The sequence below is a fragment of the Pseudomonas sp. NY15181 genome (genome assembly GCF_048068055.1).
Classification (GTDB): Bacteria; Pseudomonadota; Gammaproteobacteria; order Pseudomonadales; family Pseudomonadaceae; genus Pseudomonas.
Genome location: NZ_JBLUPT010000010.1, coordinates 268,188 through 282,532 on the forward strand (window position 1 = coordinate 268,188; position 14,345 = coordinate 282,532).

The 14,345-nt window shown below is 66.8% G+C and carries 13 protein-coding genes; 11 read left to right on the forward strand and 2 right to left on the reverse strand.

Annotation, left to right across the window (positions count from 1 at the left end; translation table 11 throughout):
• Positions 1-37: 37 nt before the first annotated feature.
• The 8 genes from ACNFBT_RS22335 to ACNFBT_RS22370 all read left to right on the forward strand — a co-directional run bounded on the left by ACNFBT_RS22335 (position 38) and on the right by ACNFBT_RS22370 (position 7,200).
• Positions 38-721, forward strand: a complete 684-nt coding sequence (locus ACNFBT_RS22335; protein WP_416752914.1) for a thermostable hemolysin — start codon at positions 38-40, stop codon at positions 719-721.
• A complete protein-coding gene (locus tag ACNFBT_RS22340; protein ID WP_416752915.1) occupies positions 711-2,177 on the forward strand; it encodes an AMP-binding protein in 1,467 nt (488 codons plus the stop codon). The genes ACNFBT_RS22335 and ACNFBT_RS22340 overlap by 11 nt, the downstream gene beginning before the upstream one ends.
• 11 nt (positions 2,178-2,188) lie before the next feature.
• Positions 2,189-2,869, forward strand: coding sequence for a TenA family transcriptional regulator (locus ACNFBT_RS22345; RefSeq protein ID WP_416752916.1), 681 nt, complete (start codon positions 2,189-2,191; stop codon positions 2,867-2,869).
• Positions 2,856-3,653 carry an SDR family oxidoreductase gene (locus ACNFBT_RS22350; RefSeq protein WP_416752917.1) on the forward strand — a complete coding sequence of 266 codons (798 nt, stop codon included), beginning with the start codon at positions 2,856-2,858 and terminating at the stop codon, positions 3,651-3,653. The genes ACNFBT_RS22345 and ACNFBT_RS22350 overlap by 14 nt, the downstream gene beginning before the upstream one ends.
• Before the next feature lie 108 nt (positions 3,654-3,761).
• Positions 3,762-4,418 (forward strand): response regulator, encoded by a 657-nt coding sequence (locus ACNFBT_RS22355; protein ID WP_416752918.1) that lies wholly within the window; start codon positions 3,762-3,764, stop codon positions 4,416-4,418.
• A complete protein-coding gene (locus ACNFBT_RS22360) occupies positions 4,418-5,797 on the forward strand; it encodes a sensor histidine kinase (RefSeq protein ID WP_416752919.1) in 1,380 nt (459 codons plus the stop codon). The genes ACNFBT_RS22355 and ACNFBT_RS22360 overlap by 1 nt, the downstream gene beginning before the upstream one ends.
• A 359-nt stretch (positions 5,798-6,156) precedes the next feature.
• Positions 6,157-6,534, forward strand: a complete 378-nt coding sequence (locus ACNFBT_RS22365) for an NUDIX hydrolase (RefSeq protein WP_416752920.1) — start codon at positions 6,157-6,159, stop codon at positions 6,532-6,534.
• A gap of 93 nt (positions 6,535-6,627) precedes the next feature.
• Positions 6,628-7,200, forward strand: coding sequence for a hypothetical protein (locus ACNFBT_RS22370; RefSeq protein ID WP_416752921.1), 573 nt, complete (start codon positions 6,628-6,630; stop codon positions 7,198-7,200).
• Here ACNFBT_RS22370 and ACNFBT_RS22375 read toward each other — a convergent pair.
• Both ACNFBT_RS22375 and ACNFBT_RS22380 read right to left on the reverse strand, forming a co-directional pair.
• The gene (locus ACNFBT_RS22375; protein ID WP_416752922.1) at positions 7,187-8,011 is read right to left on the reverse strand and encodes a phosphatase PAP2 family protein; all 825 of its coding nucleotides are present in this window, start codon (positions 8,009-8,011) and stop codon (positions 7,187-7,189) included. The genes ACNFBT_RS22370 and ACNFBT_RS22375 overlap by 14 nt on opposite strands.
• 16 nt (positions 8,012-8,027) lie before the next feature.
• Complete coding sequence (locus ACNFBT_RS22380) at positions 8,028-8,684, reverse strand: histidine phosphatase family protein (protein WP_416752923.1); 657 nt, start codon at positions 8,682-8,684, stop codon at positions 8,028-8,030.
• A 351-nt stretch (positions 8,685-9,035) separates the two neighbouring features.
• Here ACNFBT_RS22380 and ACNFBT_RS22385 point away from each other — a divergent pair, with 351 nt between their 5' ends.
• The 3 genes from ACNFBT_RS22385 to ACNFBT_RS22395 all read left to right on the forward strand — a co-directional run.
• A complete protein-coding gene (locus ACNFBT_RS22385; RefSeq protein WP_416752924.1) occupies positions 9,036-10,007 on the forward strand; it encodes a GGDEF domain-containing protein in 972 nt (323 codons plus the stop codon).
• 177 nt (positions 10,008-10,184) lie between these two features.
• Complete coding sequence (aceE, locus tag ACNFBT_RS22390; protein ID WP_416752925.1) at positions 10,185-12,833, forward strand: pyruvate dehydrogenase (acetyl-transferring), homodimeric type; 2,649 nt, start codon at positions 10,185-10,187, stop codon at positions 12,831-12,833.
• A gap of 210 nt (positions 12,834-13,043) precedes the next feature.
• Positions 13,044-14,345, forward strand: a 1,302-nt coding sequence (locus tag ACNFBT_RS22395; protein ID WP_416752926.1) for a biotin/lipoyl-containing protein, incomplete at its 3' end; no start/stop codon positions are given.

Consider the following 14,345-nt stretch of genomic DNA (forward strand, 5'->3'; position numbering starts at 1 on the left):
CTCCCCCAAACGAGTTATCACCATCGTGGGGGGAGTCATGACGCAATCCGAATGGGAGTCGCTGTTTCCGTTCCGCTTCGGCCCGCGCGACACGCACCTGGCGAGCCTGTGCCTGGTCGGCCGTGACGACCCGCAGCGACGCGAGATCGAAGCCTTCGTGCATGAGCGCTTCGACCGCGCCCACCACGCCGACCTGCATCACTACCTGCCCGAGCTGCTCAGCCTGCGCGACCGCCACGGCGCGCTGGTGGCGGTCGCAGGCATCCGCCTGGCGCGGCAGGAGCCGCTGTTCCTCGAACGCTACCTGGATGAGCCGCTGGAGGGCCCGGTTTCACGCATCGCCGGTTACGCCGTGCCGCGCGCGGAGCTGGTGGAAGTGGGCAACCTGGCCGTCCGGAACGCCGGCAGCGCACGCCTGATCATTGCCGCGATGACCTGGCTGCTGGCCGCCCGCGGGCTGCGCTGGGTCGCCTTCACCGGCGCGTCGACACTGATCAACAGCTTCCATCGCCTGGGCCTGGAGCCAACGGTACTGGCGCCGGCCGACCCGACGCGGCTGAACGGCGAACGGCGCGACTGGGGCAGCTACTACGACCAGCACCCGCAGGTGTTCACCGGCAGCATCCGCTACGGCCATGAGCAGCTGGAGAACAGCGGGGCCTACCAGCGGCTGGGCTTCCCGGTTTTGCTCTACCGTGCGAGGCAAGAAGATGCGGCCTGAGCTGGAGGCTTTCCAGCATCATCTGCGTCACCACGCCCGTGACCATGGCGAGCGCCTGGCCTTGCGTGGCGCGACCCAGCGCTACAGCTACGCGCAGATGCTCGAAGCCGTGGAGCAACGTGCCGCGCATCTGGCCGCGCAACCCAGCGGGGCCTTTGCCCTGGCGCTGGACAATGGCCCGGAGGCCCTGATCTGGGACCTGGCCGCGCTGTTCAGCGAACGTCCCTGCCTGATCCTGCCGCCCTTCTTCAGCCCGTCCCAGCGCGCCCACTGCCTGATGCAGAGCCAGGCCAGCCTGGCCCTGGTCGAGCCCCGCATGGAGAACGAGCTGCGCAGCAACGGTTTCAGCCGTGGCGAGACCTTCTGGTATCGCCCCGCCGTGGTGGACGCCGGCCTGCCCCTGGGGACGGCGAAGATCACCTACACCTCCGGCAGCACCGGCGCGCCCAAGGGGGTGTGCCTGGATGCCGGCGCCCTGCTACGCGTCGCCCATGAGCTGGAAGCCGCCAGCCGACCCGCCGAGCCCAGCCGTTACCTGGCCATCCTGCCCCTGGCAGTGCTGCTGGAAAACCTCGGCCTGTACGCCGCCCTGTGCGCCGGCGCCTCGCTGACCCTGCTGCCCAGCGAGCAGATCGGGCTGGGAGGATCGAGCAGCGTGGACTGGAAGCGGCTGCTCGGCGCCATCGCCCTGAGCGGCGCGCAAAGCCTGATCCTGGTGCCGCAACTGCTGCTGGGACTGGTCACCGCCATCGAGCGCGGTGTAATGCGCCCCGGCCCGCTGAAGTTCGTCGCCGTGGGCGGTGCGCGGGTGGCGCCCTCGCTGCTGCAACGCGCCGCCGCCGTCGGACTGCCGGTGTTCGAGGGCTACGGGCTCTCCGAATGCGCCTCGGTGGTATGCCTGAACCGCCCTGGCGCGGTGCGCCCCGGCAGCGTGGGCAAACCCCTGCCCCACGTGCAGGTGAAGCTGGCCGACGATGGCGAAGTGCTGGTCAGCGGCTCGTCCCTGCTCGGTTACCTCGGCGAGCCGCCGCACCTCGGGCAGTGGTGGCCGACCGGCGACCTCGGCCGCTTCGACGAGGACGGATACCTGTACCTTGCCGGCCGCAAGAAGAACCAGTTCATCACCAGCTTCGGGCGCAACGTCAATCCGGAATGGATCGAAGCCGAGCTGACGCAGAACGGCGTGGTGCTCCAGGCCTTCGTCCACGGCGAAGGCCTGCACCAGAACCTGGCGTTGCTCTGGCCGGTGGACCCGGCCTGCACGGACCAGGCCCTGGAGCAGGCAGTGCGCCAGTGTAACCAGCAGTTGCCGGACTACGCCCGGGTGCATCGCTGGGCGCGCCTGCCGGAACCCTTCAGCAGCGCCAGCGGCCTGCTCACCGCCAACGGCCGTCCCCGCCGCACGGCCATCCTGGAGCGATACCGCGAAGCCCTTTCCGAAATGGTCACTGAGTGAGGTAGTGCCCCATGTCCTTCTTCGACACCCTGCAGTCAGCCACCGCCCAGGAGCGCGAGGCGCTGTTCGGCATCCCGGTGATTCGCGAGGCGCTGTCCGGAACCGTCAGCCTGGAGGGTTACGTCGCCTTCCTGACCCAGGCCTACCACCACGTTCGCCACACCGTGCCGTTGATGATGGCCTGCGGCGCCCGTCTGCCCGCCCGCCTGGAGTGGCTGCGCGGCGCGGTGTGCGAGTACATCGACGACGAATACGGCCACGAGCGCTGGATTCTCGATGACATCACGGCCTGCGGCGGTGACGCGGAAGCCGTGCGAACGGGGCACCCATCGCTGGCCATCGAGCTGATGGTGGCTTTCCTTTATGACCTCATCCAGCGCGGCAATCCGGTCGGGCTGTTCGGCATGGTCAATGTGCTCGAAGGCACCAGCATCGCCCTGGCCACCCAGGCCGCCGGCACCATCCGCAGCAGCCTCGGGCTGCCCCAGGAGGCCTTCAGCTACCTTAGCTCCCACGGTGCGCTGGACCAGGACCACATGCAGACCTACCGACGCCTGATGAACCGCCTGGAAGACCCGGCCGACCAGGAAGCGGTGATCCACGCGGCGAAAGTCGTCTACCGCCTGTATGCCGACATGTTCCGTGGCCTGCCGCGTGCCCAGCAGGACGAGGTGCAGCATGCGCTTGTCTGAGTGCCGCGTGGTGCTCACCGGCGCCAGCGGCGGCATCGGCCTGCAACTGGCCGAACAGCTCTGCGCCGCCGGCGCCCAGGTCCTGGCGGTGAGCCGCCACGCCGGGGCGTTGGACGAGCTGTTGCGGCGCTATCCGGAGCGCCTGCGCTGGCAGGCCGCCAACCTGCGCAACGGCGCTGATCGCCACGCCCTGCTGGACACGGTACGGCACAACGGCGGAGCCAACCTGCTGATCAATGCCGCCGGGGTCAACCAGTTCGCCATGCTCGACCAGTTGGAAGAGTCGTGCCTGGACGACATGATCGAGCTGAACATCGCCGCCACCCTGCACCTCACCCGCCTGTTGCTGCCGACGCTGCGCGAGCAGAGCCAGGCTTTGGTGGTCAACGTCGGCTCCATCTACGGCTCCATCGGCTACCCGGGCTATGCGGTCTACTGCGCCAGCAAGTTCGCCCTGCGCGGCTTCTCCGAGGCCCTGCGCCGCGAGCTGGCGGACACCTCGGTGGACGTACTCTACGTCGCCCCGCGCGCCACCCGCACCAGCATGAACAGCGCGGCGGCAATGGCGCTGAACGAGGCGCTGAAGGCCAGCACCGACGATCCCCGCGACGTCGCCCGGGCCGTGCTCGCGGCCATCGAAGGCAGGCGCAGCGAGTTGTACCTGGGCTGGCCGGAAAAACTCTTCGTGCGCATCAACGGCATGCTGCCCGGCATCGTCGACCGTGCGCTGCGCAAGCAACTGCCGCTGATCCGCCGCCACAGCCGTCACGGGCAACAGCCCTGATGGCCGCCACCGGCCGCCCGGCCTCGCGTGCGTGAGCGGGCCAGGCATGGGACATCGCGCAAGGTTCGATGCTTTACTCAGGGAAATCCAGGCAAGACAGGACTGACCATGCGTTTGCTGTTGGTAGAGGATGACCAGGCCCTGGGCGAAGGCGTACGTACCGGCCTGCGCCAGGAGGGCTACACCATCGACTGGTTGCAGGATGGCGCCAGTGCGCTGCACGCCTTGCAGACCGAGGAGTTCGACCTGGTGGTGCTCGACCTCGGGCTACCGAGGCTCGATGGCCTGCAGGTGCTGGGCCGCGTACGCGCTTCCGGTTCGACCGTCCCGGTGCTCATCCTCACCGCCCGCGACGCCACCGAAGACCGCATCGCCGGCCTGGACGCCGGCGCCGACGACTATCTGATCAAGCCCTTCGACCTCAACGAACTCCAGGCCCGCCTGCGCGCACTGCTGCGCCGCAGCAGCGGCCGGGCAAAGGTGCTGATCGAGCATGCCGGGGTCAGTCTCGACCCGTCGACCCAGCAGGTGCACTTCCAGGGCCACCCCGTGGTGCTCACGCCCAAGGAGTACCAGTTGCTGCACGAACTGCTGGCGCAACCGGGCAAGGTCTTCACCCGCGACCGCCTGACCCAGCTGCTCTACGGCTGGGATGAAAGCGCCGAGAGCAATACCCTGGAAGTGCACATTTCGCACCTGCGCAAGAAGCTGTTCAGCGGCCTGATCCGTACGGTGCGGGGCATCGGCTATCTGGTGGAGGCCTGATGAGTTCGCTGCGCAGCCGCACGCTGTGGCGGGTGATGCTGCTGTTGCTGGCAGGCACCAGCCTGCTGGCGCTGTACAACTACCATGACAGCAGCCACGAGATCGCCGAAGTCTATGATGCCCACCTGGCACAGAACGCCCGCCTGCTGCAGGGTGTGATGAGCCTGCCACTGGCCGGTGCCGAGCGACAGACGCTGTACCACGCGTTCAACGAGGCACTCAGCCAGTCCGGCGAGAAACGCCTCGGCCACCCTTACGAAAACAAGCTGGCCTTCGCCGTCTGGAGCGACGACGGCGAACTGCATGTCCGCTCGCCCAGCGCGCCGGGATTCGCCGCGCCCCCCAAGGTTCCCGGTTTCAGCACCCAGACCCGCGACGGCCAGCAATGGCGCAGTTTCGTGCTGCCGGTGCCGACGCAGAAGCTGGTGATCTGGGTCGGCGAACGCTTTGACGTGCGCGACGACCTGGTGACCCGCATCGTGCGCCACACCCTGATGCCCTACCTGGCTGGCAGCCTGGCGCTGGCGCTGCTGGTCTGGCTGGCCATCGGCGGCGGGCTGGAACCGCTGCAGAACATGGCGCGGGTCATCCGTGCCCGCCACGCCGACTCGCTGGAGCCGCTGCAACTGGTGCCGCTGCCGCGAGAGCTGGAGCCGATGCAGGCCGCCCTCAACCGCCTGCTCAGCCAGGTGGAATCCCTGCTGCACCGCGAGCACCGCTTCATTGCCGACGCCGCCCACGAGATGCGCACGCCGTTGGCGGTCCTGCGCCTGCATGCCCAGAATGCCGCCCAGGCGGTCAACGAGCAGGAACGCCAGCAAGCCCTGGACTTCCTGATCGACGGGGTCGACCGCCTCAGCCGGGTGGTCAACCAGTTGCTGACCCTGGCGCGCCTGGAGCCGGCGGCCAACCGCAACCACTGGAAAATGCTGGATGTACAGACGCTGATCACCGACAGCCTCGCCGAGCTGACGCCCTGGATGCTGCGCCAGCAGGTCGAGCCAGACCTGGAGATCGCCAGTGGCGACTACCGCACCGTGAGTGATCGCAGCGCACTGGAAGTGGTCCTGCAGAATCTGGTCAGCAACGCGGTGAACTTCTCCCCCGCCGGCGCCACCGTGCGGGTAGCCCTCGAACGTCAGGGCGGAAACCTGTTGCTGACCGTGCAGGACAGCGGTCCGGGGATCGAGGAAGCCCGGCTGGAGCGGGCCTTCGAGCGTTTCTACAGCGAAGGCAACCCCAACGGAGCGGGCCTGGGCCTGTCCATCGTGAGCCGGGCGGTGCAGCGCCTGGGCGGCGAGGTGCAGTTGAGCAACCGTCCCGAAGGTGGTCTGCAGGCACGCGTATGCCTGCCTGTACTGGGCGAATCCCACCTCTGATCTTCATCCCGAGTCGAGATCATTGTCATAACCCATTTGGCCGATGGAGATTTTCTCCCGACGTCTTATGCTTACGGAAAAAAGCACCCGCGCTCTGCGGTAAGGAGAAGGGGCCATGGGGAAGACTCTTAAGGAACGCGAAACGGCCTCCTGCCGTCTGAAGAAAAATTTCCCTGAATATGCGAGAGTCAGGATGTCGAAGCAGGATGCTGGGAAACCTCCTACAGACGTCGCCAAAACCCGGCCTTTACCATCCGCGCACTTCATTCACGCAACTGACTTCCCACCACGCAATTCTTCATCCATGGCGACGCGTCCGATGTTTGCAGGGTTACTGGTTTTGCCGCAGAGGTGCCGCCATGGGTAAATCGCTGAAGGAACGCGCAACGGTCATCTGCCGTCTCGACGACAAGATCCTCTTCGTGCGCAAGGCCAAGTCGAAATGGAACCTGCCCGGCGGGCGCATCGAGCGCGATGAGCGCCCGGGCCAGGCCGCCCTGCGCGAACTGAACGAGGAAACCGGTCTGCACGCGGCGCAGCTCAGCTACCTCGCGCCGCTGGAGCTGTACCAGACGCTGCATTACGTGTTCGAGACGCCGATCGACCCGGCCCAGCAGCCGGTGCCGCTGAACGAGATCGCCGACTGCCGCTGGTTCGGCCCGGAAGACGTGGAGCAGCGCAAGATCAACAAGTCGGTGCGGCGCCTGCTGCGCACCTGCCTGTCCAAGGCGAGCTGAACCCTGGCGGCCAACGGAAGGGATGCAAGGCGCCGGTGCTTCGCGGTATCTTCGGCGCCTTCTGAACGCACCTTCTGACAGGATTTTCCGCCCATGCGCCGCGTCCCCCTGCTCTGCGCCACCCTTCTGTGCTCCGCCACCGCCCTGGCCAAGGTCGAGGTGCAGCCGGTGCAGCACAGCAAGGTCGGCCCGGTACTGGCCGTGCGCATTTCCGAGGACGTCGCACCGGGTGACTACGAGCGGCTGCTCAAGGGCCTGATGGGCAATCCCGGCAAGTTCGCGCGCAAGGTGGCGCTGCTCGACAGCATCGGCGGCAGCGCGGCGGAGTCGATCAAGATGGGGCGCCTGCTGCGCGAGTCCGGCTTCGAGACCCTGGTACCGTCCAACAGCGTGTGCCAGGGCTCGTGCGTCTACCTGCTGGCCGCCGGCCAGCGCAAGACGGTGCGCGGTTACGTCGGCCTGCACCGCCCCTACTACCCGGGCGGCGACTCGTCCCAGGCCAGCGGTGCATACAACGCCCGCAGCTACCTGCGCGACATGGACATCCCACTCGCCCTGGCCGACGACATGCAGGACATCGAACCGCAGAACATGCGCGTGCTCACGCCGCAGGAGCTGGAGCGCTACCGCCTGGGCGGCGCGCCCCGCAACCTCAGCGCGCGCTGACGGAAATCCCCTCCGCCACCGCCTCCGGCTCCTGCCGGACAGCGCCGAGCGCGGGTTGGCTCAGGCGCTCGCGCCCGTAGAACGCCAGGGCGGTCCCCAGCATCGTCAGCCAGACGAGGATGCCCGACCAGAAGGTGTGCGAGACGAAGTGCCAGCCCTGGGGCACGCGGGTGGTGCCGTAGATCATGCCGATCGTCATCACCGCGATGAACAGCTTGCGGGCGTGCCGCCAGCGATAACGCCGCGCCACGAAATACAGCGCCAGCAGGGTGAAACCGCTGGAGGCGTGGCCGCCCGGCCAGCAGCGCCCCTCTCCCGCCTCGTGCAGCAGGCTGAAGTTCTCGAACCACTCGCGCTTCTCGTGGACGCCGCCGTAGAGCGTGGTCTCCACCGGACACCAGACGCTGGTGTGGCTCTTGAAGTAATGCACCATGCCGGTGGTGATCGAGATCGACACCACCAGGAAGATGAAGTCCCGACGGTGCGCCACGAACCAGCGCAGGACCGGCGCGACCCGCACCTGCTCCAGCCATGCGCTGAAGCGCCCCTTGGGCAGCAGCGTCCAGACGAACGACAGCACCATGCCGATCACGGCGATCTCGCCCAGGGAGTTGGGCAGGATGCGCGGCAGCTTGTGGGTCAGCTTCTCGAACAGACGGTCGTGCTCCAGCACGAAGGTCTGCGTCTGCGGGTCGTAGAGGTGGTTGCTGATCAGCACGTCCAGGTTGGTGAGGTCGAAGGTGCAGAACAGCACTACCGCCAGAAGCAGCGGTACGCCCAGAGTGAGCAGGTAGAAACGTGTTGCAGACATGGAGGTCCTTGCGGGGTCAACGGATCGGTGCGACGGCGGCCCATTGATCGGCGTCCAGGTAGCCGAGCAGCTTGGGGGGGGTGGTGCCGTCGCTGATGAGGAACAGCGACGAGGCGTAGTCGGGCGTCGCCGGCTCGGCGATGCTCACGGTGGCTTCCAGGTCCTCGATGCACTCGCTGTGGGTCACCAGGATCAGGTTGCGGTGGGGAAGCTTGTGCTGGCGGGCATCGTTGAGCATCGAGCCCTTGCAACTGGCCAGCCACTCCTGCTGCATCGGCGCCTGGCCGAACATCGAGGCGGCGGTCTGTTCTGCGCGGATTTTCGGGCTGCTGAGGATGTCGCTGTCGGCAAGACCGAGCACGCGGTAATGCTCGCCCAACTCCTGGGCGGCTGCCTGGGCGCGGACGGTAATGCCTTCGGGCGAGGCCAGGCACGGGGAGCTGGAGCGGTCGCAACGCTCGGCATGGCGTACCAGGACGATCAGGTCACCCTTGCGCCAGTGCTCGCGCAGCGCGTCGAGGCTGGCCTGGTCGTTCGCAATGTTCTCGGCGGCCGGCGGGCGGATGAGCCAGAAGCCGCTGATCAGCCCCAGGACGAGCACCACCAGGGGTACCACCAGCAAGCGCTTGGCAAGGATTCGTCGCACGTTCCGGGCGAAGAGAGGCATTGGCATTCAATATCCGCTGGCTGGCATACAAGGCTGCGTCCGTGCCCGACCCGGCAATGCCGTGGGGCACACCGAGGCCCGGCCCGTCCGTAGGGCTTACACCGCACTGCTGGTTGTCAGATGTCGGGCGAGAGAAACGTAGCGCCGGGCTTGTGAAGATGGCGTCATGAATTGCTGAAGATGCCGTTACCGCACGCCGTGCCGTGCCGGAGCGGCAGGCGGAGGCTGAGGCGCGAGCGGACGACCGCCCGTCGGCAAGGCGCGTTGGGAGAATCGCTCTGTCGCCCGGCGACATGCCTGGGGGCACGGGAGTGCGGTATAAACAAGGCACTTTGCTATCAGACAGCGCGGATCCCCATGCAGTACGACGCCCCCACCGACAGCGCGGTTTACAAGACACTGCTCGAATCGACCCAGGCCATTCCCTGGAAGATCGACTGGAAGACCATGACCTTCGCCTACATCGGCCCGCAGATCGAAACCCTGCTGGGCTGGAGCCAGTCGAGTTGGATCAGCGCCAACGACTGGGCCGAGCGCATGCACCCCGAGGACCGCGAGCGGGTCGTGGGCTTCTGCGTGTCGCAGTCGCGCGAGGGCACCGACCATGAGGCCGACTACCGCGCCCTCACCGCCGCTGGCGACTACGTGTGGATTCGCGACGTGGTACATGTGGTGCGCGACGAGAACGGCGAGGTGGATTCGCTGGTCGGCTTCATGTTCGACATCAGCGAGCGCAAGCGCGCCGAGGAACAGCTGATCATGCTCCAGCGCCAGCTGGAGGAGTATTCGTACAAGGACGGCCTGACCGGCGTGGCCAACCGGCGCATGTTCGACTCGGTGCTGGACACCGAATGGGGCAGCGCGCAGCGCAGCGGCCAGCCGCTGTCGCTGATCCTCCTGGATATCGACTACTTCAAGCAGTACAACGACCACTACGGCCACGTTCAGGGCGACGATTGCCTGCGCAACGTCGGCAAGGCGCTGGCCGGCGCGCTGCACCGCCCGCGCGACTTCATCGCCCGCTTCGGCGGCGAGGAATTCGTCCTGGTGCTACCGGAAACCGACGGCGACGCCGCGATCCAGGTGGCCGAGCGCTGCCGCCGCTTCATCCGCGAACAATGCATCCCTCATGAGCAATCCCGCGTCGCCCCGCTGCTGACCATCAGCCTGGGTGTCGGCACCGCCGTGCCCCACACGGGCGACCGGCCGCTGGACTTCGTGGCGGCGGTGGACCGCCTGCTCTACCAGGCCAAGCAGGGCGGGCGCAATCGGCTGGTGGCGGCACAATGGGCACGCGGGGAAGACTTGAGGCTGGACGGCACGCGCTGATTCGACGACCTGGCCCGACACTCGCGCCTGGGCTGTCTAAGCTCTATCCCACGCGCGCGTGTCGGCGATAGGCAGCGAAGTTCGGAAACGGACTTCAGCATTTCCGCCAATCTGGCGGTGGGTCTGGTCCCGGAGCCGGCATAGCGTAGAGCCGACCCCGTAACCAGGACCCTGACCATGCACGATATCGATCCCGTGGAAACCCAGGAATGGCTGGACGCGCTGGAATCCGTACTGGAAAAGGAAGGTGAAGACCGCGCCCGCTACCTGATGACCCGCCTCGGCGAGCTGGCCAGCCGCACCGGCACCCAACTGCCCTACGCCATCACCACCCCCTATCGCAACACTATCCCGGCCGGGCATGAGGCGCGCATGCCCGGCGACCTGTTCATGGAGCGGCGCATCCGCTCGCTGGTGCGCTGGAACGCCCTGGCCATGGTGATGCGCGCCAACCACAAGGACCCGTCCCTGGGTGGCCACATCTCCACCTTCGCCTCCTCGGCGACCCTCTACGACATCGGCTTCAACTACTTCTTCAACGGCCCCACCGAAGAGCACGCCGGCGACCTGATCTACTTCCAGGGCCACGCCTCGCCGGGCATCTACGCCCGCGCCTACATCGAGGGGCTGGTCAGCGACGAGCAACTGGTGAACTTCCGCCAGGAGGTGGACGGCAAGGGCCTCTCCTCCTACCCGCACCCGCGCCTGATGTCGCACTTCTGGCAGTTCCCCACGGTGTCCATGGGCCTGGGGCCGATCCAGGCGATCTACCAGGCGCGCTTCATGAAGTACCTGGAGAGCCGCGGCTTCATCCCCGCCGGCAAGCAGAAGGTCTGGTGCTTCCTGGGCGACGGCGAGACCGACGAGCCCGAATCCCTCGGCGCGATTTCCCTGGCCGGGCGCGAGAAGCTCGACAACCTGATCTTCGTGGTGAACTGCAACCTGCAGCGCCTGGACGGCCCGGTGCGCGGCAACGGCAAGATCATCCAGGAGCTGGAAGGCGTGTTCCGTGGCGCCAACTGGAACGTGATCAAAGTGATCTGGGGCCGCTTCTGGGACCCGCTGTTCGCCAAGGATCACGCCGGCCTCCTGCAGGCGCGGATGGACGAGGCGGTGGACGGCGACTACCAGAACTACAAGGCCAAGGACGGCGCCTTCGTCCGCGAGCATTTCTTCGGCAAGCGGCCCGAGCTGCTGGAGATGGTCAAGGACCTCTCCGACGAGGAAATCTGGAAGCTCAACCGCGGCGGCCACGATCCCTACAAGGTCTACGCCGCCTACCACGCGGCGGTGAACCACAAGGGCCAGCCCAGCGTGGTGCTGGCCAAGACCATTAAGGGCTACGGCACCGGCACGGGCGAGGCGAAGAACATCGCCCACAACATCCACGAGATCGACGTCGACAGCCTGCGCGCCTTCCGCGACCGCTTCGACATCCCGATCCGCGACGACGACCTCGCCAAGCTGCCCTTCTATCGCCCCGAGGAAGGCAGCGCCGAGGCGCGCTACCTGAAGGAGCGCCGCGCGTCCCTCGGCGGCTTCATGCCCCACCGCCACGGCAACAGCCAGCGCATTCCGACACCACCGCTCGATACCCTCAAAGCCATGCTCGACGGCACCGGCGACCGGGAGATTTCCACTACCATGGCCTTCGTGCGGATCATCTCGCAGCTGGTCAAGGACAAGGAGCTGGGGCCGCGCATCGTGCCCATCATCCCCGACGAGGCACGCACCTTCGGCATGGAAGGCATGTTCCGCCAGCTCGGCATCTACTCCTCGGTGGGCCAGCTCTACGAGCCGGTCGACAAGGAACAGCTGATGTTCTATCGCGAGGACAAGAAGGGCCAGATCCTCGAGGAAGGCATCACCGAGGCCGGCGCCATGTCCTCCTTCATCGCCGCCGGCACCGCCTACAGCAACTACCGCCAGCCGATGCTGCCGTTCTACATCTTCTACTCGATGTTCGGCTTCCAGCGCATCGGCGACCTGGCCTGGGCCGCCGGCGACAGCCTGACCCGCGGCTTCCTGCTCGGCGGCACCGCCGGACGCACCACCCTCAACGGCGAGGGCCTGCAGCACGAGGACGGCCACAGCCACGTGCTGGCCTCGGTCATCCCCAACTGCCGCACCTACGACCCGACCTACTCCTACGAGCTGGCGGTGATCATCCAGGAAGGCGTGCGGCAGATGATGGAAGAGCAGCAGGACGTCTTCTACTACATCACCGTGATGAACGAGAACTACCCCCACCCGCCGCTGCCCGAAGGCGCCGCCGCCGGGATCATCAAGGGCATGTACCTGCTCGACGAGGACCGCCGATCGGCCGCTCACCACGTGCAGTTGCTCGGCTCCGGGACCATCCTGCGCGAGGTCGAGGCGGCGGCGAAGATCCTGCGCGAGGACTTCAGCATCGGCGCCGACGTCTGGTCGGTACCGAGCTTCAACGAACTGCGCCGCGACGGCCTGGCCGTGGAGCGCTGGAATCGCCTGCACCCGGGCCAGAAACCCAGGCCCAGCTATGTCGAGGAGTGCCTGGGCGGGCGTCGGGGGCCGGTGATCGCCTCCACCGACTACATGAAGGTCTACGCCGAGCAGATCCGCCAGTGGGTGCCGAGCAAGGAGTTCAAGGTGCTGGGCACCGACGGATTCGGCCGCAGCGACACCCGCGCCAGGCTGCGCCACTTCTTCGAAGTGGATCGCCACTGGGTGGTGCTGGCGGCCCTGGAAGCCCTGGCAGACCGTGGCGACATCGAACCGAAGGTGGTGGCCGAGGCCATCGTCAAATTCGGCCTGGACCCGGAAAAACCCAACCCGCTGGACTGCTAGAACCTGTTCAAGGTCTTGCCGAGCGCCGCTCAGGCAAGGCGCAACGACCAGCGGGAGTAACAGCCGAAGGCTGACCCGAAGGGCGAGCGTAGCGAGTCAAGCAGGCGAAAAGGCGCAGTTTACGAGCGGTAAATGAGCATTTTGAGCCTGCTTTCAACGCCGCATGAGCAAGCGCAGGCAGACATTGAATAGGTTCTGAGGAGAGGCACAGTGACCGAGACTATCCGCGTACCCGACATCGGCAACGGCCAGGGCGAAGTCATCGAACTGCTGGTCAAGGTCGGCGACCGCGTGGAGGCCGAACAGAGCCTGCTGACCCTGGAGTCCGACAAGGCCAGCATGGAAATCCCCTGCCCCCGCACCGGCGTGGTGAAAGCCATCAAGGTGAAGGTGGGCGACACCCTTAAGGAAGGTGATGCCATCCTCGAATTGGAGGCGGAAGGTGCCTCCACCGAGGCCCCGGCCCAGGCACCCGCTCCGCCCGCCGCCGCGGCACCGAAACCGACTGCTGCCGCGGCGCCGCAACCGATCTCCGCGGGCGGTGGGCTGGAAACCATCAAGGTGCCGGACATCGGCAACGGCCAGGGCGAGATCATCGAGCTGATGGTCAAGGTCGGCGACCGCATCGAAGCTGACCAGAGCCTGCTGACCCTGGAATCGGACAAGGCCAGCATGGAGATCCCCGCACCGAAGGCCGGCGTGGTGAAGGCCATCAAGGTGAAGATCGGCGACACCCTCAAGGAAGGCGACGACATCCTCGAACTGGAAACCGAGGGCGGCGCGCCGGCAGCCAGCGCACCGTCTGCCCCCGCCCCTGTGCAGGCAGAAAAACCCGCCGCGCCCCCTGCCGCGCCGGTGGAGGTCTCCGCAGGCGGCGTGGAAACCATCCGGGTGCCGGATATCGGCAATGGCGAAGGCCAGGTCATCGAACTGATGATCAAGGTCGGCGACAACATCGCCGCCGACCAGAGCCTGCTGACCCTGGAGTCCGACAAGGCCAGCATGGAAATCCCTGCGCCGAAAGCCGGCGTGGTGAAAGCGATCAAGGTGAAGATCGGCGACACCCTCAAGGAAGGCGATGAAATCCTCGAGTTGGAAGTCACGGGCGGTGCCGCACCGGCCCAGGCGCCAAGCACGGAGCAACCGGCCGCCGCACCCACCACGAAAGCCGAGCAGCCCAGGGTGCCCGAAGTAGCCCCGGTCGGTGCCCCCAGCCGCGAAGGCGCCAAGGTCCACGCCGGCCCCGCGGTGCGCATGGTCGCCCGCGAGTTCGGCGTCGAGCTGTCCGAAGTGAAAGGCACCGGTCCCAAGGGCCGCATCCTCAAGGAAGACGTGCAGGCGTTCGTCAAGGAACAGCTGCAGCGCGCCAAGTCGGCTCCGGCCGGTGCCACTGGCGGCGCAGGCATCCCGCCGATTCCGGAAGTCGACTTCAGCAAGTTCGGCGAAGTGGAAGAAGTGGCCATGACCCGCCTGATGCAGGTCGGCGCCGCCAACCTGCACCGCAGCTGGCTG

Coding starts and splice junctions, on each gene's coding strand:
- ACNFBT_RS22355 (WP_416752918.1), top strand. CDS start 3,762: ATGCGTTTGCTGTTGGTAGAGGATGACCAGGCCCTGGGCGAAGGCGTA.
- ACNFBT_RS22385 (WP_416752924.1), top strand. CDS start 9,036: ATGCAGTACGACGCCCCCACCGACAGCGCGGTTTACAAGACACTGCTC.
- ACNFBT_RS22335 (WP_416752914.1), top strand. CDS start 38: ATGACGCAATCCGAATGGGAGTCGCTGTTTCCGTTCCGCTTCGGCCCG.
- ACNFBT_RS22375 (WP_416752922.1), bottom strand. CDS start 8,011: ATGTCTGCAACACGTTTCTACCTGCTCACTCTGGGCGTACCGCTGCTT.
- aceE (WP_416752925.1), top strand. CDS start 10,185: ATGCACGATATCGATCCCGTGGAAACCCAGGAATGGCTGGACGCGCTG.
- ACNFBT_RS22340 (WP_416752915.1), top strand. CDS start 711: ATGCGGCCTGAGCTGGAGGCTTTCCAGCATCATCTGCGTCACCACGCC.
- ACNFBT_RS22370 (WP_416752921.1), top strand. CDS start 6,628: ATGCGCCGCGTCCCCCTGCTCTGCGCCACCCTTCTGTGCTCCGCCACC.
- ACNFBT_RS22345 (WP_416752916.1), top strand. CDS start 2,189: ATGTCCTTCTTCGACACCCTGCAGTCAGCCACCGCCCAGGAGCGCGAG.
- ACNFBT_RS22350 (WP_416752917.1), top strand. CDS start 2,856: ATGCGCTTGTCTGAGTGCCGCGTGGTGCTCACCGGCGCCAGCGGCGGC.
- ACNFBT_RS22360 (WP_416752919.1), top strand. CDS start 4,418: ATGAGTTCGCTGCGCAGCCGCACGCTGTGGCGGGTGATGCTGCTGTTG.
- ACNFBT_RS22365 (WP_416752920.1), top strand. CDS start 6,157: ATGGGTAAATCGCTGAAGGAACGCGCAACGGTCATCTGCCGTCTCGAC.
- ACNFBT_RS22380 (WP_416752923.1), bottom strand. CDS start 8,684: ATGCCAATGCCTCTCTTCGCCCGGAACGTGCGACGAATCCTTGCCAAG.